The organism is Pseudoduganella sp. UC29_106 (genome assembly GCF_044055365.1).
GTDB lineage: Bacteria > Pseudomonadota > Gammaproteobacteria > Burkholderiales > Burkholderiaceae_D > Rugamonas.
Window position 1 is genome coordinate 1672847 of record NZ_CP171977.1, and the last position, 23099, is coordinate 1695945.

Below are 23099 nucleotides of genomic sequence, written 5' to 3' on the forward strand. Positions count from 1 at the left end.
GAGCAGTATCTTGAAAATCAGTATCTTTGGCATGGGTTATGTGGGGGCGGTATCGGCGGGTTGTCTCGCGTCGGACGGCCATAATGTCATCGGCGTGGATCCCAACCGCACCAAGGTCGACCTGATCAACCAGGGCCAGACACCCATCATTGAAAAGGATATCGGCGAAATGATCGCCGCCACCGTGAAGGACGGCATGCTGCATGCCACCGACGATGTGCGGCACGCGGTGCTGAACACCGATATGTCGCTGATCTGCGTGGGCACGCCTTCCCAGTTGAACGGCAACCTGGACCTGTCCGCCGTGCGCAAGGTGTGCGAGCAGATCGGCGCCGCGCTGAAGGAAAAGAAGGACTTCCACGTCGTGGTCGCCCGCAGCACGATGTTGCCTGGCTCCATGCAGGCTGTCGTCATTCCGGCGCTGGAGGAAGCATCGGGCAAGAAAGCGGGCGTGGACTTCGGTGTCTGCAACAACCCGGAATTCCTGCGCGAAGGCACTGCCGTGCATGACTACCATCATCCGCCCAAGACGGTGATCGGCGAGACCGATGAACGCTCCGGCGAAATGCTGCTCAAGCTATACGAGAAGATGGATGCGCCCGTGGTGCGCACCAGCGTGGAAACGGCTGAAATGGTCAAGTACACGGACAACACCTGGCACGCGCTGAAGGTCGCCTTCGCCAACGAGATCGGCAATATCTGCAAGGCGGTCGGCATCGACGGCCATGAAGTGATGGAGATCTTCTGCCAGGATACCAAGCTGAACCTCTCGCCTTACTACATGAAGCCCGGCTTCGCCTTCGGCGGCTCCTGCCTGCCGAAAGACGTGCGGGCGCTGACCTACAAGGCGCGCGCGCTGGACCTGGAACTGCCGCTGCTGAATTCCATCCTGCCGTCCAACCACAAGCAGATCGAGAAGGGTCTGAAGATGGTGATGGACAAGGGCAGCAAGAAAGTCGGCATCCTCGGTTTCTCCTTCAAGGCCGGCACCGACGACCTGCGCGAGTCGCCGCTGGTCGATGTGATCGAGCAGCTGATCGGCAAGGGCTATGAACTGCGCCTGTACGACCGCAATGTGAACCTGGCTGCACTGACCGGCGCCAACCAGGACTACATCCTGAACATGATCCCGCACATCTCCAAGCTGATGATGACCTCGATGGCCGGCGTGCTCGATTTCGCCGACACCATCGTGATCGGCAACGGCGCCGCCGAGTTCAAGGATGTGCCGAACATGCTGCGCCCGGGCCAGAACCTGGTGGACCTGGTCCGCATCAGCAGGGAACACAGCGGAGGCGCATACGATGGCATCTGCTGGTAAACGTGTGCTGATCCTGGTCGAGAACCTGCCGTCGCCGTTCGACCGGCGCGTATGGCAGGAGGCGACCACGTTGCGGGCGCACGGTTATGAGGTGTCCATCATCTGCCCGACCGGCAAGGGCTACGAAAAGCGCTATGAGGAGCTGGAAGGCATCCACATCTACCGCTACAAGCTGCCGCTGGAGGCGGAGGGCGCCAAGGGCTATGCGATCGAATACTCGCTGGCGCTGTTCCACACCTTCCGCCTGGCGCTGAAGGTACTGTTCCAGCGCGGCTTCGACATCATCCATGCCTGCAATCCGCCCGACCTGCTGTTCCTGATCGGTGGCTTCTTCAAGCTCACGATGGGCAAGAAGTTCCTGTTCGACCATCACGACATCAATCCGGAACTGTACGAAGCCAAATTCGGCAGGCGCGATTTCTTCTACAAACTGATGGTGCTGTTCGAACGCTGGTCCTTCAGCACGGCCGACGTGTCGATCGCCACCAACGATTCCTACAAGAAGATTGCCATCGAGCGCGGCGGCATGGACGCGGACAGGGTCTATGTGGTGCGCTCCGGCCCCAAGCTGGACCGCCTGCGCGTGCTGCCGCCGGTCGAGGCGCTCAAGATGGGCCGCCAATATCTGGTAGGCTATGTGGGCGTGATGGGAGCGCAGGAAGGCATCGACCTGCTGCTGAAAGCCGTGCGCCACCTGGTGCACGATATGGGCCGCAAGGATGTGCATTTCGGCCTGGTCGGCGGCGGCACTTCGCTGGAGCAGATGAAGCAGCTGGCAGCCGAACTTGGCGTGGCCAACTTCGTGACCTTTACCGGCCGCGTGCCCGACCAGCAGCTGCTGGAAATGCTGAACACGGCCGATGTCTGCGTCAACCCGGACGTGGCCAACGATATGAACGACAAGTCCACCATGAACAAGATCATGGAGTACATGGCGCTGGCCAAGCCCATCGTGCAGTTCGACCTGGTGGAAGGGCGCGTGTCGGCCCAGGAAGCTTCGCTGTATGCGAAGAAAAACGATCCGGTGGACATGGCGCGCAAGATCGCCGAACTGCTGGACGATCCGGCCCGCCGCGCCCGCATGGGCGAATACGGCCGCAACCGGGTGGTCAACGAGCTGGAATGGAAGTATGAAGCACCGAAGCTGCTGGCTGCGTATGAGCGCCTGTATTCCGAACAGGCCCCGCGGCCGGGCGCGGTCCCGCAACTAAGCAAGAAGGAAGCTGAATGAAGATCCTGGTTACCGGCGGCATGGGCTATATCGGTTCCCACACCGTAGTGGAGCTGATGACGGCCGGCCATGAGGTGGTGGTGGTCGACAACCTGACCAATGCGGACATCTCCGTGCGCCACCGCGTAACCCGCATCACCGGCCGCGAATTCTCCTTCCAGGAAGCGGACATCCGCAACCGCCAGGCGATGGAAGCGCTGTTCAGCGTCCACAAATTCGATGCCGTGATCCACTTCGCCGGCCTGAAGGCCGTGGGCGAATCGGTGGCCCAGCCGCTGCGCTATTACGACAACAATGTCGGCGGCAGCGTGGTGCTGTTCGAAACCATGGCGGCGGCCGGCGTGAAAACGCTGGTGTTCAGTTCCTCCGCCACCGTGTACGGCGACCCGGCCAGCGTGCCGATCACGGAAGACTTCCCGCTGCAGGCCACCAATCCTTATGGCCACAGCAAATTGATGATCGAAGAGATCCTGCGCGACACGGCGCAAGCCGATGCCACGTGGCGCATTGCGCTGCTGCGCTACTTCAATCCGATCGGCGCCCACGAGAGCGGCCTGATTGGCGAAGAACCCAGCGGCATCCCGAACAACCTGCTGCCCTATATCGCCCAGGTGGCGGAGGGGCGGCGCGAAAGCCTGAACGTCTTCGGCAGCGACTGGCCGACGGTGGATGGCACCGGCGTGCGCGACTACATCCACGTGGTCGACCTGGCCATCGGCCATGTGAAAGCGCTGGACAAGCTGGCGGCGACGCCCGGCCTGCATACCTGGAACCTGGGAACGGGACGCGGCAGCAGCGTGCTGGAAATGGTGCGCGCCTTCGAAGCGGCCAGCGGCAAGCCCGTTCCTTACAAGATTGTCGACCGGCGGCCAGGAGACATCGCCGCATGTTATGCCAACACCGAGCGCGCCGAGCGCGAGCTTGGCTGGAAGGCTCAGTTTGACGTGGCGCGCATGTGCGAAGACGCATGGCGCTGGCAATCGTCACCGAAATAGCGCTCCGAAAGGAAGGGAATATGAAAGCAATGATTCTGGCGGCCGGCAAGGGCACGCGCGTACGTCCATTGACCTATGAATTGCCCAAGCCGATGATCCCCATCCTCGGCAAGCCCGTGATGGCTTACCTGGTGGAGCATCTGGCCAAATACGGCGTGACCGACATCATGGTCAACGTCAGCTACCTGCACGAGAAGATCGAGGAATATTTCGGCGAAGGGCACCAGTTCGGCGTGCAGATCGGCTATTCCTTCGAAGGCTATACGAAGGATGACGGCGAAGTCGTGCCGGAGCCGCTCGGCTCGGCCGGCGGCATGAAGAAGATCCAGGAATTCGGCGGCTTCTTTGACGAAACCACCCTGGTGCTGTGCGGCGATGCGATGATCGACCTGGACCTGAAGTCGGCGCTGCACGAGCACCGCCGCAAGGGGGCGCTGGCCACCGTGATCACGCATGAAGTGCCGTGGGAGAAGGTGAGCAGCTATGGCGTGGTGGTGAGCGACGCCAACGGCCGCATCACAGAATTCCAGGAAAAGCCGTCGCGCTCGGCGGCCAGGTCCAATTGCGCCAGCACCGGCATCTACCTGTTCGAGCCCGAGGTGATCGATTTGATCCCGTCCGGCCGCGTGTTCGACATCGGCTCCCAACTGTTCCCGCTGATGGCGGAAAAGGGCATGGCCTTCTACAGCCAGACCCGCAAGTTCAACTGGATCGATATCGGCAGCGTGAAGGATTACTGGGAAGTGCTGCAGGGCGTGCTGATGGGCGAAGTGGTCAACATGAACGTGCCCGGCGTCCAGGTGCAGGAAGGCCTGTGGGTAGGGCTGAACACCAGCATCGACTGGGAAGACGGCACGAAGATCGTGGGCCCGGTGTATATCGGTTCCGGTTCGCGGGTGGATGCAGGCGCTACCATTATTGGCCCGACCTGGATAGGACACGGCAGCCACATTTGCTCGGGCGCGAAGGTAGTTCGCAGCGTCTTGTTCGAATATACTCGAGTGTTACCAGACGTTACGCTGGACGAATTAATCGTATTTAAGGATTATAGTGTCGACCGCGTGGGCGAAATGAAGCATATTTCGCAATATGAATCCGACGAATGGGCCAATGCCCGCGATCGTCGTGCCAGCCGCCGTCGCATGGAAACTGAAGCAAATTCAATAACTTAGCACATAAGAGTATGAAAATTTATCCCGTTATCCTGTCCGGCGGCGCCGGCACCCGCCTGTGGCCCCTGTCGCGCGCGGCCTTGCCGAAGCAATTGCTGCCCCTGGTCTCCGAAAAGACCATGCTGCAGGACACGGCACTCCGCACGGCAGGCCGTGCGGAAATGATGCAGCCTCTGATCGTCTGCGGCAATCAGCACCGTTTCCTGGTCGCCGAGCAGCTGCGCGAGATCAAGGTCAATCCGCTGGGCATCCTGCTGGAGCCGGTGGGCCGCAACACGGCGCCTGCCGTGGCCGCCGCCGCCAACTACCTGAAAGCCGTCGATCCGGAAGCCGTGATGCTGGTGCTGCCGGCCGATCACGTGATCAACGATGTGGAAGCCTTCCACGCCGCCATCGCCCGCGCCTCCGGCCTGGTGAAAGAGGGCGCCCTGGCGACCTTCGGCATCGTGCCGACCGGCCCGGAAACCGGCTATGGCTATATTCAGAGCGGCGATTCGCTGGCCAATGGCGACAAGTGCTACAAGGTGGCGAAGTTCGTCGAGAAACCAAATCGCGAAACGGCGCAGGAATTCATCAGCGCCGGCAACTTCTCCTGGAACAGCGGCATGTTCCTGTTCCGCGCCGATTCCTTCCTGAAGGAGCTGGAACAGTTTGCGCCGGCCATCGCCAAGGCATCGGCCGAAGCCGTGACCAAGGGCTATCGCGACCTGGACTTCTGCCGCCTGGACGAAGCGGCGTTTACCGCCTGCCCGTCCGACTCCATCGACTATGCAGTGATGGAGCATACGAAGCACGCGGTTGTGGTGCCGGCATCCATCGGCTGGAGCGACGTGGGTTCCTGGTCCGCGCTGCATGAAGTGCAGGCCAAGGATGAAGCGGGCAATGTGACCCGCGGCGACGTCTACCTGGACAATGTGCAGAACTCGCTGGTGCGTGCCGAAGGCCGCATCGTGGCCCTGGTGGGCGTGAAGGATGTGGTCGTGGTGGAAACCGCCGACGCCGTGCTGGTGGCCCACAAGGACCAGGTGCAGCGAGTGAAGCAGGTGGTGGATCACCTGAAGGACAAGGATCGCACCGAGCACATCTACCACACCAAGGTCTATCGTCCGTGGGGCTGCTACGAAGGCATCGACATGGGCGAGCGCTTCCAGGTCAAGCGCATCACCGTGAACCCGGGCGGCAAGTTGTCGCTGCAGATGCATCACCACCGTGCCGAGCACTGGGTGGTCGTCAGCGGCACGGCACGCGTGACCTGCGGCGAGTCGGTGAAGCTGCTGACCGAGAACGAATCCACCTACATCCCGATCGGCATGAATCACCGCCTGGAAAACCCGGGCAAGGTGCCGCTACATCTGATCGAGGTGCAGTCCGGCTCCTACCTGGGCGAAGACGATATCGTGCGTTTCGAGGACGTGTATTCCCGCACGTGACCGGCTTGCGCAAGCTCCTGCTGCTGACCCTGGCGCTGGCTGCGGCCGGCGCTGCACGGGCGCAGCTTGCGCCTTCCCAGTTGGCCCTCATCGTCAACGATGAGGAGCCGAACAGCGTGTCGGTCGGCGAGGAATACCGCAAGCTGCGCAATGTTCCCCCCGCCAATGTCATCCACGTCCGCATTCCCGGCAGCCCGCGCAAGCTCGATGCCGATACCTTTGCCCACCTGAAGTCCGATATCGATGCGCGCCTGCCGTCCGGCGTGCAGGCCGTACTGTTCGTGTGGACGGCGCCGTATGCCGTGGAATGCAACGGCATCACGTCCGCCTATACGCTGGGTTTCGATTCGTCGCAGTGCGACAAGCCCTGCGGGCCGGGACGGCGCAATCCCGTATTCAACGCGCTGCCTGGCCTGGCGCCGGTGCGCCTGTCCATGCTGCTGCCCACAACCTCGGTGGAACTGTCGCGCGCCGTGATCGAGCGCGGCATGGCTGCCGGCTTCAGCATGCCGAAGGCGGGCGCCTATTACCTGCGCACCAGCGAAGCCGCGCGCAACAGCCGCGCCGCCTTCTTCCCGCACGACGGCGTGGTGCCGCCGCGCCGGCTCACCATCCATAACCTGAAGCAGGACACGCTGGAAAACGCGTCCGACGTGATGATCTACCAGACCGGCAAGGCGCGCGTGGACAAGCTCGACACGCTGAAGTTCCTGCCCGGCGCGCTGGCCGACCACCTCACGTCCTTCGGCGGCGACCTGCTGGCGGACCACCAGATGAGCAGCCTGCGCTGGCTGGAAGCGGGCGCTACCGCCAGCTACGGGACCGTGTCCGAACCCTGCAACCACTGGCAGAAATTCCCCCATCCTGACATCCTCCTGCGCGCCTACCTGCGCGGCGCCAGCGCCATCGAGGCGTACTGGCGCAGCGTTGCCTGGCCGGCGCAGGGGCTCTTCATCGGCGAGCCCCTCGCCGCGCCGTACCGCGGATTCGCGCCGCCGGCCGCCGCCAAATAACGCGGCCCGCATGCACGGCGGATCAATGATCCGCCCTACGCGCCGTCGAGACGCTTTGGCCCGCAGGGCTGTAGGGCGGATCATTGATCCGCCGTGCGTGAGCAGCTCGTGACGCCCCCGTTAGTCCGTTCGGACTAATGTCCTGTCATTAAGTAGTCATACCATCTGGATAATATACAGAAAACAACAAAAAGTTCCTTTCTGTAAATATTTCCGGGGTCTAAAAATGAACAAGAAACAGTCACTTCGCCTGACTGCGCTCGCCAGTATCCTGGCCAGCCTGTCGGCATCGGCATGGGCAGTGCCAGCAGACGTGGTCATCAGCCAGGTCTATGGTGGCGGCGGTAACAGCGGCGCCACACTGAAATCCGACTTCATCGAAATCTTCAACCGCAGCGCCAACCCGGTCACGCTGACCGGCTGGGGCGGTGCAGTATGCGGCAACGACCGGCAGCAGCTGGACCAACCGCACCAACATACCGACCATCACGCTCCAGCCGGGCCAGTACTACCTGATCAAGGAAGCCGATGGCACGGGCGGCACCACGGCGCTGCCAACCCCGGACCTCACCGGCACCATCGCCATGGCCGGCGGCGCTGCCAAGGTTGCCCTGACCAGTAACCAGACCGCCCTGACCGGCACGAACCCGAGCGGCGGTGCGATTGTCGACATGATCGGCTGGGGCAACGGCACCAATGGCTTCGAAGGCGCCGCCGCCGGCCAGACCTCGACCAACGCGCTGGCAGCGATCCGCAACAACGGCGGCTGCGACGACACTGACAATAACGCCAACGATTTCACGATCGCCACCGCGAACCCGCGCAACAGCTCTTCGGCCTTCAACGTTTGCACTACCGGCCCGGTCGTCAAGAACATCGTCCCAGCCTGCCCGGCATCGGTCTCCGTCGCCCCAGGGCTTCGCCCAGATCGTCGCCCTGAGCGCCTCGGATGAAGACGGCACGGTCAACACCGCGGGCATCACCAGCGCGGCCATCCCCGGCATCACCCTGATCGGCTTCAACGCAGCCACCGCCGACGGCGGCAGCGCCACGGCCAGCCTGAGCATCAGCACCGCTGTGCCGGCCGGCAGCTACCCGGTCGCCATCCAGTGGGGCAATAACCAGTCGCAGACCGCGAGCTGCACCGTCAACGTGACCGTGGCCGGCCTGGCCGCAGTGACCAAGACCATCCCGCAAATCCAGGGTAACGGCGCCGCCAGCCCGTTCAACGGGACCACGCAGACCACCGAAGGCGTCGTCACCGCGAAAATCGCGAACGGCTTCTTCATCCAGGACGAGAACGGCGATGGTGATCCATCGACCTCGGACGCCGTCTTCGTCTACATGAACACGACCCCGTTCAGCGTAGCCATCGGCGACAAGGTGCGCGTGACCGCTACCATCAGCGAATTCAAGCCGACCGGCGCCAACCGCAGCTACACCGAGCTGGTCAACGCCTCCGCTATCGTGACCGTCGGCAGCGGCAGCATCACCCCGACCAATATCACGCTGGCCGACAACCTGGCCAATGTGGAAGGCATGCTGGTGCGCTTCGCCCAGCCGCTGGTCGTGAACCACTCCGAATACCTGGGCAACCGCGGTGAACTGGAACTGGGCAGCACCCGCCACGAGCAGCCGACCAACCGCTTCCCGGCCCGCAGCGCCGATGCGTCTGCACTGAATGCGCAGCAGCTCGCCGATACTATCGTGCTGGATGACGGCATCTTCGTCACCCCGACCGTGATCCCTTACATCGGCCAGGACAACACCGTGCGCGTCGGCGACACCGTGCACAACCTGACCGGCGTGATCGACTTCGGTTCCGTGGGCGGCGGCGGCGCCGGCTTCAAGCTGCAGCCGACCGCAGCGCCGCAATTCTCGCGCGACAATCCGCGCACCACTGCACCGCAACTGGCCTCCGGCAATGTGAAAGTGGCCAGCGCCAACGTGCTGAACTTCTTCACCACCTTCACCAACGGCAACGACATCTTCGGTAATGTGAACCAGGGCTGCACCCTGGGCGCAGGCACCAGCAAGAGCAACTGCCGTGGCGCCGACAACCTGGCCGAGTTCGTCCGCCAGCGCGACAAGATCGTCGCCGAGCTGAAAGCGATTGATGCCGACGTGTACGGCCTGATGGAAATCCAGAACAACGGTGAAACCGCCGTGACTTATCTGGTGGACCAGCTGAACACCGCCATCGGCACGCCGACCTACGCCGTCGTACCGAAGCCGGCCGCCACCGGCACCGACGCCATCCGTGTCGCCATGATCTACAAGCCATCGAAGCTGGCCCTGGTTGGCAGTGCGCTGTCCGACGCCGATGCGATCAACAACCGTCCGCCGATGGCCCAGACTTTCCGCGCCCTGAACGGCGAGAAGTTCTCACTGGTCGTGAACCACCTGAAGTCCAAGGGCAGCTGCCCGTCCGGCTCCGGTGCGGATGCGGACAATGGCGACTTCCAGGGCTGCTGGAACGCGACCCGTATCCAGCAGGCCCAGCGCCTGGTGAATACCTTCGTGCCGCAAGTGGCGACGGCCGCCGCCGACCCGGACGTGCTGCTGATCGGCGACATGAACTCCTACGGCATGGAAGACCCGATCGCCGCCATCGTGGCGACCGGCTACGTCAACCAGCTGGAGCGCTTCGTGCGTCCGAGCGGCATTCCGCATTCGTATGTGTTCGACGGCCTGAGTGGCTACCTCGACCACGCCCTGGCCAGCAGCACGCTGAGCACGCAGGTGGTGGGCGCGGCGGAATGGAACGTGAACGCGGATGAGCCTGTCGTGATCGACTACAACACCGAGAGCAAACCCCAGGACCTGTACAACCCGCTGCCATACCGCGCTTCCGACCACGACCCGGTGGTGGTGAGCCTGGACCTGCAGCCGGCAGTGCAGGACGTGACGGCCAGCGTGAAAACCTTCACCACCGGTTACGTGGTCAACCGTATCACCAACAAGTACTCCAGCACGCTGTCGCTGACCAATACCAGCGGCGCAGCGCTGAACGGCCCGCTGCAAGTAGAGTTCCAGGGCTTGAGCGCTGGCGTCACCCTGGCCAACCCGACCGGCAGCCACAACGGCAACGCCTACATCACCGTGCCGGGCGGCCTGGCAGCAGGCGCCACCGTGAACCTGCCGCTGCAGTTCAACAACCCGTCCAAGGTTGCCATCAGCTACACGCTGAAGGTAGTCAGCGGCAACTTCTAAGGAAAAACAAATGATCGCTACGACTTTCAAACGACTGCTGGGCCGCACGGTACTGGCACTGGGCCTGGCCCTGAGCGCGAACGCGGCCCTGGCCGATGTGATGCTGAGCGTGAACATCAACACCAGCAGCTTCGGCAACGGTGCCGTGGGCTTCCTGGACTTCCAGTTCAATCCCGCCACCGTCGGCCAGCCGCTGGCCACCGCCACCATGACGGACCTGAGCGGCTTCGACCCGAGCAAGTTCGGCTCGCCGGAAGGCGACGTCACCGCGCTGGCGAACGGCTTCCAGTTCGCCAACACCACGCCGCTCAACGCGCTGCTGTACGAAGCCACCTTCGGCGGCGTGTTCAGCTTCAATCTGACCTTCGCCGGCGACGCCATCGACGCCGTCAGCTCGCGCTTCTCGGTGCAAGCCTACGACGCCAACGGCAACGCGGCCGGCAACCTGGCCGATCCGCTGCTGCTGGCGCTGGACTGGTCGGTGTCGCCGGCCGGCGCTCCGGCCGTGACACCGGGCTTCGTCGACAGCTCGGCGCAAGCCACTGCCGTGCCCGAGCCATCCGCACTGATGCTCGCCGCCCTCGGCCTCGGCATGCTCGGCCTCATCCGCCGCCTCCAGTCCTGATGCAATAACGCCACACCCCCAATCCCGGGGTCAGATCTGGCAATCCGCCATTGATGGCGGATTGCCAGATCTGACCCCGGGATTTTCATTTATTCAATGAAAATATTAATCCTTAAATAAAATCGTATTGGCTTTGCCTTGCCGCCATCGGGCATAGTTTTCGAATGGCGGCGGACATTCTTATCATCGATAGCGACCTTTCGGCCCGGCAATTGCTGACGCTGAACCTTGGCCATGCCGGTTATGCGGCGCGCGCCGTGGGCGATGCCGAGTCCGCGTTGCCGCAGCTGGATGCGATGCTGCCCGATGTGCTGGTGCTGGAGTGGGACTTGCCGGGCCAGTCCGGCCTGTCGCTGATCCGCCAGCTGCGCGCCACGCGGCGCAGCCGCGATCTTCCCATCATCATGCTGTCCGCCCGCAACGCCGAGCAGGACAAAGTACTGGCTCTGGAGAGCGGGGCGGACGATTACATCAGCAAGCCCTTCAGCCCGCGCGAAACCCTGGCCCGCCTGCACGCCTTGCTGCGCCGCCGCCGTTCCGCCGCGCTTGCCGATGCTGCGGACGCGCTCGAAGTAGCGGACCTGCGCCTCGATCCGGCCACCTTGCGCGTCAGCGCCGGCAGCCGCCAGATCAGCATGGGCCGCATCGAATTCCGCCTGCTCAATTTCCTCATGCACCATCCGGGCCGCGTGCATACCCGCGCCCAGCTGCTGGACCAGGTCTGGGGCAACGCCGTCTACCTCGACGAGCGCACCGTCGACGCCCACGTCGGCCGCCTGCGCAGCGCCCTGCAGCCCAGCGGCCACCATGCACACATTGAAACCGTGCGCGGCAGCGGTTACCGCTTCAAAGGGACAGCGTGGTCATCCTGAATTCGCGCGAGCAGGAATATCTGCTGCATGCGCTGGAAACAGCGCATGGGCTGCGCGAGCAAAACCAGTTCTATCTGTGGAGCCAGGGCGCATTGCAGGCGCTGCTGCCGCATCGCTTGCTGCTCTGCCTGCGGCTCGACGGCGAGGGCAACCCGCAGCGCATCGATTGCCTGCACAGTGCCGTATTGGACGCGTCGCAACGCCGCCAGCTATGCGACGCGCGGGAAGGTCCCGCATTGGACTTGTTGCGTCAGTGGCGGCAGGGCGGCGCCGTGCCGCTGGCGCTGGAGACGCCGGCGTTGGGGCCAGCACTGATCCACGGCACCGGTATGTTGCCCAGCGGCGGCAGCTGTTTCATGCTGCTCGGCCTGCCGGCGCCGGCCGAAGCGAGGCACAGCTGGCTGCTGCAACTGCTCCTGCCCTGCCTGCACATGGCGCTGCAGCGCATCGCGGCGGGCGAGGTGCAGGCCAATCATGCACTGATGTCTGTCTCGCCGCGCCAGGCGCAGATCCTGGACGGCGTGCGCGAAGGCAAGAGCAATGAGGAGATTGGCCAGATCTTGGGCATCAGCTCCCTGACCGTGAAGAACCATTTGCAGCGGCTGTACCGCCAGCTGGGCGTGAACAACCGGGCGCATGCGGTCGCGCTGTACGGGGCATGTAAATTCGATTGACCCCGGACGGGGCAGGGCGGGATCATGGCGCATGTCCCGATGAGGCCCCGCCATGAATCGATACCTGCTTCTTTTGCTGGCCTGCGGCGTTTCCGCCTGCAGCCATGCCCAGCCTGACCTGCTCAGCCAGCTCCGTGCGCTGGATCGCGGCTGCACCAGCGATGCCCAGTGCCGCACCGTGCCGGTAGGCGCCAAGCCCTGCGGCGGTCCGGAAACCTTCCTGCCTTATTCCAACGCCCGTGAACAGCCGGCCAAAGTGACCGAGCTCGCCGAGCGCTACAGCAAGGAACGCGAAGCGAAATTCAAGGGCATGGGCGTGGCAGGCGATTGCATGATCGTGACCGATCCCGGCGCCGTGTGCCGCGCGGGCAGCTGCCAGACGGCAGGCGGAGCGAAAGCCCAATAAAAAAACGCCGCGCACATGGCGCGGCGTTGAGCTTGCTGCAGGGGCTGATCAGAAGCGGCCTGGCGCGTCATTGCGCTGGGCGGTTGGTTCCGGCACCGGATCGGTGGTGTCCACTTCCAGCACGGTGATGGCGGTGTTTGCATTGTTGACCGTGTACACCATGGCTGCCAGGTGTTTGGCCGCAGCCAAGTCATACCAGCTGGCAGCGGCGGTTGCAGTGCCGCTTTGTACCACGCCCGGTGGCGCATTCACCTTGAAGTTGCCGCCGATCTCGCCGTTCTTCAACACCCACGAAGAAAGCGTGTAGTTCGAGGTACCGCCCTTTGGTGCGTAGCCGACCACGCAAGCCTTGTAGGTGCCTGCTGCTGGCACGGATACCGTCACCACCTCGTTGGAGCTGGAGCCGCCGCTGCTGCCCACCACCGTGCCGGCCTGGTTCAGCACGATAAGATCCAGGTCATCCTTGCCGCCGGCCTGGTAGCCCGACGTGTCGGTGTCGTACAGCGCGGCGCGCAGCAGCAGGGAGTCCGAAGGCACGGTGATGCTGTGCACCTTTACGCCTGCGCTGCCGCCGGCGACGCAGGCTGCCACGCCGCCATCGCTGGACTTATCAATGCCGACCGTGTTGGCGCTGCGGCTGGCTGCCTTCAGGCCGCCTTTCTTGATGCCCAGGATGCCGGTGTAACCGGCGCCCACCGTGAAGGACACATTACCGCTGGCAGCTTCGCTGGTCAGCAGGGACGGCACGGCCAGGCTGGCCGCACGGGCGGTCAGCGGGCTGCGCACAGTGTGGCCGTTGGTGTCGGACCAGATCAGGCTACCGTAGGCCCAGGCATTGATTGCCCCCGTGGTGCGGGTCAGCGTCACGTTGAACGAGCCCTTCTCGCCTTTCGCCAGGTTCAGCGTGCTCGGCGACACAACTACGTCATACCCTGGCAGCGTGGCCTGGGCGGTGTAGTTGCCCGGTTGGTCGCTGACGTTGGTTACGGTGCGGGTCAGCGTGATCTTGCCCAGCACGGCGGAGGCAGTCAGCGACGGCATGTTCAGGTTGTATGGCTGGATCGAACCGAAGCTCTGGCAGGTGGACGCTTGCAAGGTGCCCGGAATGCCGCACATGTAGCGGACCCAGTCGACCCAGCCGTGGTCGTACACGAGGCCCGGATCGACAGCCTTGTTCGGCGCCACATGGCCCGCGCCCTGCGCCCATGGCAGCCTGCCGTTGGCCATGCCTGGCTGGCCATCGTTGAAGGTATCGAAGGCGGTGGTCATCAGTGCCGACTTGATGGCGGCCGGCGACCAAGTCGGATGCGCCTGGCGCAGCAGGGCGGCGAGGCCCGCGACGTGCGGGCTGGACATCGACGTCCCCTGATACGAAGCCCAGTTTGGCTCCGGCACATCGATATTGTTGGCGATGGCGTCGCGCTGGGCCTGGGTCTTGTCCGCGGTCACGCCGGCCAGGATGTCCACGCCAGGCGCGGTCAGGTCAGGTTTCAGCAGATTGGCGTTGTGGCGGTTCGGGCCGCGCGAGGAGAAGTCGGCCATCTTTGGTGCCGGCGTTGTGCCTACTTGGGGGCTGAATTTGCCTATGGCGCTCAGGGTATCGGTGTTGGCGGCAATAAAGGCTTTGACAATGGCGCCATCGTTGAAGTTCAGGTGCACCGCCGGCACGCTGTGCGGGTCGGCAATCGGCGCCGTCGTGGCCGAGACATCGATCAGGATCATGCCGACGCCGCCGGCATCCTTGACGGCCCTGGACTTGTCCACGCGGGCGCTGACGCCACGCTCGCACAGCAGCACCTTGCCGGCAACCTTGGCCGGGTCCAGCGCGGCTGCGTCAGTGGCATTGTTGGCGGCGCGGTCGGTCGCGTTGTAGCAGCGAGCGGCGGCCTGCTTGTCGAAGGTGCTCATGCTGGCGAATGGCTGCATGGCCGCATCCTGGGCCAGGATGGTCGGCGTGCCCGGCAGCGGCGTTTCATTGTAGGACGCGCCGAGGTAGGTGGCGCCGCCGATGGTCAGGTTGGCGCCGTTGAAGCGGTTGTGGGTGGAGGCGGCTACCGTGGTCAGCCATGGCGACACGTGGGCCACGGCATTCGATGGGCCGCTGTTGCCGGCCGAGGCGGCGACGAACACGCCGGCGGCGGCAGCGTCGAAGAAGGCCAGTTCAACCGGATCGGTCACCGAAGTCTGGGACCCGCTGATCGAGTAGTTGATCACGTCCACGCCGTCGGCCACGGCCTGGTCGATGGCGGCCACGCTGTCCGAGGTGAAGCAGGAGTTGCGGCTGCCGGTGCCGTCCGGGTTGGTTTCGTCCACATAAGTCCAGCACACCTTGTAGGCGGCCAGGCGGGCGCGCGGCGCCATACCGGACAGGCGGCCGATATTGATGCCGGACAGGTTAGCGGCCACACCGTTATTGCCTCCGGCGGTCGTCGAGGTGTGGGTGCCGTGGCCGCCATGGCCCTTGGCGCCGGCGATGGAATCGCGCGGCGAGGTGAATTCGGTCCAGTGCTGGGTCAGATTCTGGGCTTCGAAGCCGGTGCGGAAGGCACGTGCGCCGATCAGCTTATTGTTGCAATGCTGAGCGGTGAAGCCCTCGCCGGTATCGCAGCCGCCGTTCCAGCCGGCCAGCGGCTGGTAGGCCGGGGTGCCGGACGAGTCGAAAGTGGGGTTGCCCTGGGCATCGACGCGGTCGGCATAGGCCGGGTTTTCCGGCCAGATGCCGCTATCCACCACGCCGATGACGACGTTTTCGCCGGCGGCGATCTTGCCGCCCAGCTTGTCCCACAGGCCGGTGCCCGGCTGGTCCAGGCCCAGGAAGGTCGGGGTGTAGTTGGTTTCAAGCGAGCGTGCCTCGTCGGCAGTGATGCCGGCCACAGCGGCATTTTTCTTCAGGGCGCGCACTTCAGCGTCGGTCAGGCGGGCGGCGAAGCCATTCAGCACCAGCTTGTACTGGTGGATGATCTGGGCGGCCGGCACGGTGGCGGCAACGCTGGACTGCTTCTGCTCCAGGTAGCTCAGGTAAGCCTGCACATCGCCGGCGCTGACATCGAGGCGAGTACCGGGAGCGGGGCGGGTGGCCGGCAGGCCGCTGACGCCGCCGGTATAAGTGGCGGCCGGCGCGTCGGCCAGGCGCACGATATAGGTGTGGCGGGCTTCATCGGCGCCGGCTTGCAGCGCGAGACCGGACAACAGCGCCATCACGGCGAGAGAGACTGGACGTAGTTTCATATCGGGTTCCTCGACTGTGTTCGGTTATTGGGCGCGGCGGCGGCGGATCATGGCCAGGCCGGCCATGCCGAGCAGCATCAGCGGAGCGGTGCCGGGCAGCGGCACTTCCACCTGCAGGTCGTCTACGGCGAACTGGGCGAGGAAGACGGGCGCGCTGGCATCGTTGACGCAGTTGCCGGCGCCATCGAACATGCAGGCGTCGATGGTCAGGCTTGACAGGTTCAGGCGGCTGAATTCCGGGTCCAGCAGCCAGTTGGCGAACGGGAAGTTGCCGCCTTGGTCCTGGCCGGCGAAGTCTTTGGCGGCCGACACGGTGCTGCCGTCGGTCAGCAGGCCGGTCAGGCGCAGCTGGCCATACACACCGTCGGGCAGTCCGCCCAGTGGTGCGAGGAAGGCGAAGTTCAGTGAGCTCACACTGAAGAAGCCCACGCCGCCATCGCGCATGATGGTGAGGGATCCGTCATTCTCGCCACCGAAGTAGTGGCTCAGATTGCCGGATGGGCAGGAAAAGACCTGGTTGCAGCTGGCGGGATTCGAGCCGTCGAAAATTGCGCCGGCCTGGCCACTCGCGCCAAGCGATTGCCAGAAGGCGCTGTCATTCACAGTCATCTTGAAACCGCTGTCCTTGAAACTCTGGCCGCCGGTGTAAATCGTGTCGCCAGCGCTGAGCGTCGGCGTCACCACATTTGTGACGGCTTCAAACGAAATGAAATCGGCGTGCGCGGCCGGTGCGGCCAATATGGCCGCCGTGCTGGTAAGCACGGCACAAGCAAGCTTCTTGAGTTGGAGTTTCATGACTCGGGGCCCTTGGAATTATCATTTTAGAAAGAAAGGCGACGGGATCACCGCGGCGTTTCTGCTCGCACCTGGGTTGCTCAGGTTGCAATGAATATAGCAACAAGTTTAATTTTGGTGGTCAAAAATTTAATGTTTTTAATTTAGTTAGATGAACAAATTTTCAAAATTTATTCGGTTCTCCCTAAGGAAACTCATGTTGGCTGAGGTCTACAAAATTGTGAAAAATTTACGACAGTTTTGACAACTGTCAAAAGAGCAAGTTAAGACGTTGAAAAATGCTCACGCACGCATGGGAAAATATTGTCGAAACCTCAAACCGCGTGGTAGCCTGTGCCGTTATTTCAAGGGAGGTTGTACTGATGGTCGCAAGGAAGCATGGCAAAGGATTCACGCTGCTTGAGCTGTTAGTGGTAATCGTCATCATCGGCCTCCTGGCCGCCTATGTCGGCCCCAAATACTTCTCGCAACTGGGCAAATCCGAGGTCACCGTGGCCAAGGCCCAGATTGAAGCGTTCGAGAAATCCCTCGATACTTACCGGCTCGACGTGGGCCGCTATCCGACCACGGAAGAGGGCCTGGCCGCGCTGCTGGCCGCGCCGCCGACGGCAGGCGCCAAGTGGAACGGTCCTTACCTGAAAAAAGGCGTGCCGCCCGATCCTTGGGGCCGTCCATATCAGTACAAATCGCCGGGCGCCAAGTCCGAGTACGAAATCGTCTCGCTGGGCAAAGACGGTCAGCCGGGCGGCGAAGGCGATAACGCCGATATCAGCAGCGCCCAGTAAGCTCTACCCAAGCCATGCAGTTCGAGGTTCGCACCCTGTCGCCGGAAATGGTGATCGGCCACGCCGTGGTCGATGGCCGCGACGAGGCTGACGCACGCCGCCAGGTGGAGGCGCGCGGCCTGTTCGTCTCGTCCATCACCCCCAAGCGCGGCGGCCTGCGCGCTTCGAAAGGCAAGGCCCTGAACCTGGTGCTGTTCAGCCAGGAATTGCTGGCGCTGCTGAGCGCGGGCCTGGGCATCGTGGAAGCGCTGGAAGCCCTGCTGGAAAAGGAAGCGACGCCCGCCACCCGCAGTGTGCTGGAGCGCCTGCTGGGCGGCCTGCGCGAAGGCCAGCGATTTTCCACCGTGCTGGCCGAGCAGCCGCAATTGTTCCCGCCGCTGTATGTCGGCATCGTCAAGGCGGCCGAAGGCACCAGCGATCTGCCGCGCTCCCTGGCCCGCTACATCGATTACCAGCAGCGCATCGATACGGTGCGTGCGAAGATCGTCAGCGCCGCCATCTACCCCTGTATCCTGCTGCTGGTGGGCGGCGGCGTTTCCCTGTTCCTGATCGGCTATGTGGTGCCGCGCTTCGCCGAGGTGTACCAGGGCGCGGGCCGCAACCTGCCGTGGATGTCGCAAGTGATGCTGACCTGGGGCCAGTTCGCCGCCGCGCATACAGCGCCGCTGCTGGCCGGGATTTTTGCCGCGCTGGGCGGGCTGGTATTGACTGTGCGTCGCCTGATTGCCAGCGGCGGCCTGGCGCGCCTGCTGGCGCGCATGCCGGGCATCGGCGAGCGGGTGCGCATCTATGAATTGTCCCGCCTTTACCTGACCCTGGGCATGCTGAGCGAGGGCGGCATCACGATCCTGCACGCGATCGACACGGTGCAGGGCATGGTGTCGGCCAATGTGCGCCAGGGCTTGCAGGGCGCGCGCGCCATGATCGAATCGGGGCTGCCGCTGTCGACCGCCTTTAACGCCAATGGCCTGACCACGCCGATTTCGCTGCGCATGCTGCGCGTGGGCGAGCGCACCGGCGATATGGGGCCGATGCTGACTCAGTCCGCCGCTTTCTACGACGGTGAAATCAGCCGCTGGATCGACCGTTTCACCCGTACTTTCGAACCGCTGCTGATGGCCTGTATCGGCCTGGTGGTGGGCGCCATTGTGGTGCTGCTGTATATGCCTATCTTTGATCTCGCCGGAGAGATGTCATGACCATTCCGGCTATCGACGCGGCGACCCTGTCCCGTGCCCGGAGCCAGCGCGCGCAGAGCAAGCGCAGCCTGGTGGAAGAATTGCACGCCATTTCCGGCATCGAGCCGCGCGTGGCCGTGCGCGCGCTGGCCCAGCCCTTCGGCCTGGCCGTGCTGGAAACGGTGGAAATGCTGGCCTTCGAGCCGGCCTTCGACCTGCTGCCTTTGTCGCAGGCGATGGCGCGCCATTGCGTGCTGCTGCGCGCCCACGACGGCGTGATTGTCGGCGTGATTGCCGATCCCTTTGACATCGACCAGCAGACCTGGCTGACGACGCTGGCGCGCTGCACGCCGCAGGCGCCGCTGCAGATCCGGCTGGCGCTGCAGTCCGATATCCAGGCCTATCTATCGAAGCAGGAGGAATCGGCGCGCGCGGTCGATACGCTGCTGCCGGGCGCCGACAACTCCCGCCGCGACGGCAAGACGGCGGCCGTGCTGTCCTTTGCCTCGGTATCGGAGGCGGCCAGCCCCGCGGTGCGCTTGGTGAATTCCACCTTGTATGACGCCCTGAAAGCGGGTGCGTCGGACATCCACCTGGAAAGCACGGCATCCGGCCTGGCGGTCAAGTACCGCGTGGACGGCGTGCTCGATCACGCCACGGCCGTCAACGGCGTCGAAGTGGCGGAGCAGATCATCTCGCGCCTGAAGGTGCTCGCGGAACTGGACATTGCCGAACGCCGCGTGCCGCAGGACGGCAGCTTCCGCGTCGAATCGAACAGCCGCGAGATCGACCTGCGCGTGTCCATCATGCCCTCGATCCACGGCGAGGATGCGGTGATCCGTATCCTGGACAAGCGTGCCATGATCGAGTCCTACGGCGCGCTGACGCTGGAAGCGCTGGGCTTCGATGCGCCGTCGCTGGCGACCTTGCGCACGCTGGCCCAGGAAGCCTACGGCATGCTGCTGGTGACCGGCCCAACGGGTTCGGGCAAGACCACCACGCTGTATGCGGCGCTGACCGAGATCCACAACGGTCGCGAGAAAATCATCACGATCGAAGACCCGGTCGAGTATCAGCTGCCGGGCATCCTGCAGATTCCCGTCAACGAGAAAAAGGGCCTGACTTTCGCCAAGGGCCTGCGCTCCATCCTGCGCCACGATCCGGACAAGATCATGGTGGGCGAGATCCGCGACCGCGAAACGGCCGAAATCGCCGTGCAGTCCGCGCTGACGGGCCACCTGGTGCTGACTACGGTGCACGCCAATAATGTGTTCGACGTGTTCGGCCGCTTCACGCACATGGGCATCGATCCTTATGCTTTCGTGTCCGCGCTGAACGGCATCTGGGCGCAGCGCCTGGTGCGCATCAACTGCCCGCACTGCGCGGCGGAATACACGCCGAGCGATGAGGAGCTGGAGAGCGTGAGCCTCACGCGCGCCGATGTCTACGATTACGACTTCAAGGAAGGCAAGGGTTGCGGCGACTGCCGCGGCACCGGCTTCAAGGGACGCCGTTCGATCGCCGAAATCCTGGTGCTGAACGACGAAATCCGTGAACTGATCGTCGAGAAGCGCCCGATCCGCCAGATCAAGCAGGCCGCCTATGAAGCGGGCACGCGCAGCCTGCGCCACGCCGCGCTGGAACTGGTGCGCCGCGGCGGCACCACATTAGCTGAAATCAAGAGGGTGACGCTGCATGCTTAAGAAACACGCCCTCTGCATCGGCGTGGCGCCGAATGCCGTCAGCCTGCTGCGTATTGCGCGCTGGGGCAAGGCCGCGCCGGAAGTGCTGGCCGAGCACAGTTTCGCGGCCGGACCGGAAGCGCTGGCGGCCGCGCTGCGCGATCTGTTGACCGCACAGGACTTTGGCGGCTGGCCGGTCAGCTTTGTGCTGGCCGATGAATTGACCCGCCTGTGGCAAGTCACGCCGCCGCTGCAGGCCGCGCGCATGGCCGACCTGGAAGCCGCTGCCGCGCTGCGCTTCCATGCGCTGTTCGGCGAGTCGCCCGCTGCCTGGGATGTGTCGGCCGACTGGAACGCCGACCAGCCTTTCTTTGCCGCCGCCATGCCGCGTGCGCTGAAGGCCACGCTGGAGCAGATTGCCGCCGAGCGCAGCCTGGCCATTGTCGCCATGCAGCCGCATTTCATCAGCGTGTGGAACCGTTGGCACAGGACGCTGAAGGCCAATGCCTGGCTGGGCGTGATACACAGCGGCGTGCTGACGCTGGGCGCCGTCGATGGACGGCAGCTGCGCTTCGTGCGTGCGCTGCCCGTGCCGCATGGCGCCGACCACTACTGGCTGACGCAGATGGTGCAGCGCGAAGCCCTGTTGCACGACCTGCAGCCACCGCAACTGGTGCAGCTGGCCGGCCCGCTGCCGGCGGCGCTGGCCAAACCGTCCACGCACGAAGGCCATATCGCGACGGTGCAGCTGGGGGCAGGGCAGGGCGAAGGCTGGTCCACTGCCAGCCTGCTGGCCTGTGCGGGAGGTGCGGCATGAAGGTCATGCATATCGATTTCGCCACGCCGGGCTGGCGCCGCACGCTGTACCGCCTGCATCCGGCGATGCTGGCGGCCGGCGTGGCCGGTGCGCTGCTGTGCATTGCCGCCGGCACGCTGGCGTGGCAGACGGCGCAGGAACGCGAGGCGCGCGAGCGCCAGTTGAACGCCGCACGCCAGAAGGCGGCCGTGAAGGCGCCAGTGCGCCTGCCCGTAACCGCGATTCCGGAAGCCCAGGCGACGGCTGTCAACACCGCCGTCATGCAGCTGAACATCCCCTGGCGCGGCCTGCAGGATGCGGTGGCCGCCGCTACGCCATCCACTATTGCCCTGGTCGCGCTGGAACCGGACGCGCGCAAGCAGACGCTGAAGATCACGGCCGAAGCGAAGAATGCCGATGAAATGGTGGCCTATGTGGAGCAGCTGAAGCAGCAGGAATTCTTCCGCGGCGCCGGCATCATCCGCCATGAAATCAATACGGGCGACCCGAACCGGCCGCTCCGCTTCCAGGTCGAAGCACAGTGGAGGGCGCGATGAACGCCAACGCAACCCTGCTGCGTCTGCAGCTGCTGGCGCGCCGCGCTGGTCCCGCCGCCTGTGTGGCCGCGGCGCTGCTGCTGGCTGGCGCTGCTGCTATCGCCTGGGCGCTGGTGTCGCGCGAAGCACAGCAGGCGGCCGCCGCTGCGCTGCCCGCCGCGCCTGCGCAGCTGGTCGAAGCGCCCCCGCCGCCCAATGCCAACGAAAATCTGGCCGCTTTCTACCAGACGCTGGGCGAGAAGCGTTATGCCGAGCAGCAGGTGAAGATCCTGTTCGGGATTGCGGCCAAGACCAATCTCTCGCTCGACCAGGGTGAGTACAAATTCGGCTACGACAAGGCCAGCCGCGTGAGCACTTATCAGATCACGCTGCCGGTGCGCGGGCCTTACGCGAACATCTGGCAATTCAACCTGCAGGCGTTGGCGGCCATGCCCTTCGCCGCACTGGATGAGGTGAATTTCCGCCGCGAGACGATCACCGATCCCGTGGTGGAAGCGCGCCTGCGCTTCACGCTCTATCTGAAGGAGCAGCCATGAAGCCGCGCCATATGCTGATGGGCGCGGCGTTGGCCGGCGCCGCCGCGCTGGTGATCTTCGGCGACAAGGCACCCTCCGGCGGCGTCGTGGAATCGGTCGAGCGTGCGCCAACCGCGCGCCCAGTCGCCCCGGCGCGGCCCGCCACGTCCGCCGCCGCGCCGCAGCCAGCCGTGCGCGCTGTCGCGGCGTCCGGCGCGGCTGCGGGGCCGGCTCCGGCCATCCTGGCCCTCATCCCGCGCGCCCAACTGATCGGCGAGGCGGGCGACGGCGCCTTCAAGAGCGCCGACGGCGTCTTCGGCGGCCAGACCTGGAACCCGCCGCCGCCACCACCGCCGCCGCCAGTTGCGGCACCGCCACCGCCGCCGCCCAGCGCGCCGCCGCTGCCGTTCACGGTGATCGGCAAGGCCGTGGCGGACGGGCAGTATGAGGTCTACCTTTCGCGCGGCCCGGACCAGACCTTTGTGGTGCGCAAGCACACCGTCATCGATGGGCTGTACCGCGTCGAGACGATCGCACCGCCGACCATGACCATGACCTACCTGCCCATGAACCAGGTGCAGCAGCTAAATATTGGAGTAATCGAGTGAAGC

The 23099-nt window shown here is 64.3% G+C and carries 21 protein-coding genes; 19 read left to right on the plus strand and 2 right to left on the minus strand.

Annotated elements, in window-relative coordinates:
- The first annotated feature begins 10 nt into the window (after positions 1-10).
- The 12 genes from ACHMW6_RS08760 to ACHMW6_RS08815 all read left to right on the plus strand — a co-directional run bounded on the left by ACHMW6_RS08760 (position 11) and on the right by ACHMW6_RS08815 (position 12952).
- On the plus strand, positions 11-1321 hold the full coding sequence (locus ACHMW6_RS08760) for a nucleotide sugar dehydrogenase (RefSeq protein WP_395406746.1): 1311 nt from the start codon (positions 11-13) through the stop codon (positions 1319-1321).
- Positions 1305-2552, plus strand: a complete 1248-nt coding sequence (locus tag ACHMW6_RS08765) for a glycosyltransferase family 4 protein (protein ID WP_395406747.1) — start codon at positions 1305-1307, stop codon at positions 2550-2552. The genes ACHMW6_RS08760 and ACHMW6_RS08765 overlap by 17 nt, the downstream gene beginning before the upstream one ends.
- Positions 2549-3547: a UDP-glucose 4-epimerase GalE gene (gene galE / locus ACHMW6_RS08770; RefSeq protein ID WP_395406748.1), complete on the plus strand. Its 999-nt coding sequence runs from the start codon at positions 2549-2551 to the stop codon at positions 3545-3547. Before ACHMW6_RS08765 ends, galE begins: the two co-directional genes overlap by 4 nt.
- Before the next feature lie 20 nt (positions 3548-3567).
- The gene (locus tag ACHMW6_RS08775; protein ID WP_395406749.1) at positions 3568-4719 is read left to right on the plus strand and encodes a sugar phosphate nucleotidyltransferase; all 1152 of its coding nucleotides are present in this window, start codon (positions 3568-3570) and stop codon (positions 4717-4719) included.
- Positions 4720-4730: 11 nt separating this feature from the next.
- Positions 4731-6149 (plus strand): mannose-1-phosphate guanylyltransferase/mannose-6-phosphate isomerase, encoded by a 1419-nt coding sequence (locus tag ACHMW6_RS08780; RefSeq protein WP_395406750.1) that lies wholly within the window; start codon positions 4731-4733, stop codon positions 6147-6149.
- Complete coding sequence (locus ACHMW6_RS08785; RefSeq protein WP_395406751.1) at positions 6146-7162, plus strand: TIGR03790 family protein; 1017 nt, start codon at positions 6146-6148, stop codon at positions 7160-7162. Before ACHMW6_RS08780 ends, ACHMW6_RS08785 begins: the two co-directional genes overlap by 4 nt.
- A 428-nt stretch (positions 7163-7590) precedes the next feature.
- The gene (locus ACHMW6_RS08790) at positions 7591-8115 is read left to right on the plus strand and encodes a hypothetical protein (RefSeq protein ID WP_395406752.1); all 525 of its coding nucleotides are present in this window, start codon (positions 7591-7593) and stop codon (positions 8113-8115) included.
- A 124-nt stretch (positions 8116-8239) separates the two neighbouring features.
- Positions 8240-10375: an ExeM/NucH family extracellular endonuclease gene (locus ACHMW6_RS08795; protein WP_395406753.1), complete on the plus strand. Its 2136-nt coding sequence runs from the start codon at positions 8240-8242 to the stop codon at positions 10373-10375.
- Between the two features lie 10 nt (positions 10376-10385).
- Positions 10386-11000, plus strand: coding sequence for an NF038129 family PEP-CTERM protein (locus ACHMW6_RS08800; protein ID WP_395406754.1), 615 nt, complete (start codon positions 10386-10388; stop codon positions 10998-11000).
- A 164-nt stretch (positions 11001-11164) separates the two neighbouring features.
- Entirely contained in the window at positions 11165-11872 is a 708-nt protein-coding gene (locus tag ACHMW6_RS08805; RefSeq protein WP_395406755.1) for a winged helix-turn-helix domain-containing protein, read from the plus strand.
- The gene (locus ACHMW6_RS08810) at positions 11860-12546 is read left to right on the plus strand and encodes a LuxR C-terminal-related transcriptional regulator (RefSeq protein ID WP_395406756.1); all 687 of its coding nucleotides are present in this window, start codon (positions 11860-11862) and stop codon (positions 12544-12546) included. Before ACHMW6_RS08805 ends, ACHMW6_RS08810 begins: the two co-directional genes overlap by 13 nt.
- Before the next feature lie 52 nt (positions 12547-12598).
- Entirely contained in the window at positions 12599-12952 is a 354-nt protein-coding gene (locus tag ACHMW6_RS08815; RefSeq protein WP_395406757.1) for a hypothetical protein, read from the plus strand.
- Positions 12953-13000: 48 nt separating this feature from the next.
- Here the strand turns inward: ACHMW6_RS08815 and ACHMW6_RS08820 are convergent, their stop codons facing one another.
- Positions 13001-16180, minus strand: a complete 3180-nt coding sequence (locus ACHMW6_RS08820; protein ID WP_395406758.1) for a S8 family serine peptidase — start codon at positions 16178-16180, stop codon at positions 13001-13003.
- A 24-nt stretch (positions 16181-16204) separates the two neighbouring features.
- Positions 16205-16975, minus strand: coding sequence for an NF038120 family PEP-CTERM protein (locus tag ACHMW6_RS08825; protein WP_395406759.1), 771 nt, complete (start codon positions 16973-16975; stop codon positions 16205-16207).
- A gap of 362 nt (positions 16976-17337) precedes the next feature.
- On the opposite strand from ACHMW6_RS08825, the gene gspG reads away from it, so the two are divergent.
- From gspG to ACHMW6_RS08860, 7 genes are read left to right on the plus strand one after another with little or no spacing between them, the layout of a single operon-like run.
- A complete protein-coding gene (gene gspG, locus ACHMW6_RS08830; protein WP_395406760.1) occupies positions 17338-17760 on the plus strand; it encodes a type II secretion system major pseudopilin GspG in 423 nt (140 codons plus the stop codon).
- A gap of 14 nt (positions 17761-17774) precedes the next feature.
- Positions 17775-18959: a type II secretion system F family protein gene (locus tag ACHMW6_RS08835; RefSeq protein WP_395406761.1), complete on the plus strand. Its 1185-nt coding sequence runs from the start codon at positions 17775-17777 to the stop codon at positions 18957-18959.
- Positions 18956-20641 (plus strand): GspE/PulE family protein, encoded by a 1686-nt coding sequence (locus tag ACHMW6_RS08840; RefSeq protein WP_395406762.1) that lies wholly within the window; start codon positions 18956-18958, stop codon positions 20639-20641. Before ACHMW6_RS08835 ends, ACHMW6_RS08840 begins: the two co-directional genes overlap by 4 nt.
- The gene (locus tag ACHMW6_RS08845) at positions 20634-21437 is read left to right on the plus strand and encodes a hypothetical protein (RefSeq protein WP_395406763.1); all 804 of its coding nucleotides are present in this window, start codon (positions 20634-20636) and stop codon (positions 21435-21437) included. The genes ACHMW6_RS08840 and ACHMW6_RS08845 overlap by 8 nt, the downstream gene beginning before the upstream one ends.
- Positions 21434-21973: a PilN domain-containing protein gene (locus ACHMW6_RS08850; protein WP_395406764.1), complete on the plus strand. Its 540-nt coding sequence runs from the start codon at positions 21434-21436 to the stop codon at positions 21971-21973. Before ACHMW6_RS08845 ends, ACHMW6_RS08850 begins: the two co-directional genes overlap by 4 nt.
- Positions 21970-22509, plus strand: coding sequence for a hypothetical protein (locus ACHMW6_RS08855; RefSeq protein WP_395406765.1), 540 nt, complete (start codon positions 21970-21972; stop codon positions 22507-22509). The genes ACHMW6_RS08850 and ACHMW6_RS08855 overlap by 4 nt, the downstream gene beginning before the upstream one ends.
- Entirely contained in the window at positions 22506-23096 is a 591-nt protein-coding gene (locus ACHMW6_RS08860) for a hypothetical protein (RefSeq protein WP_395406766.1), read from the plus strand. The genes ACHMW6_RS08855 and ACHMW6_RS08860 overlap by 4 nt, the downstream gene beginning before the upstream one ends.
- The last annotated feature ends 3 nt before the right edge of the window (positions 23097-23099 follow it).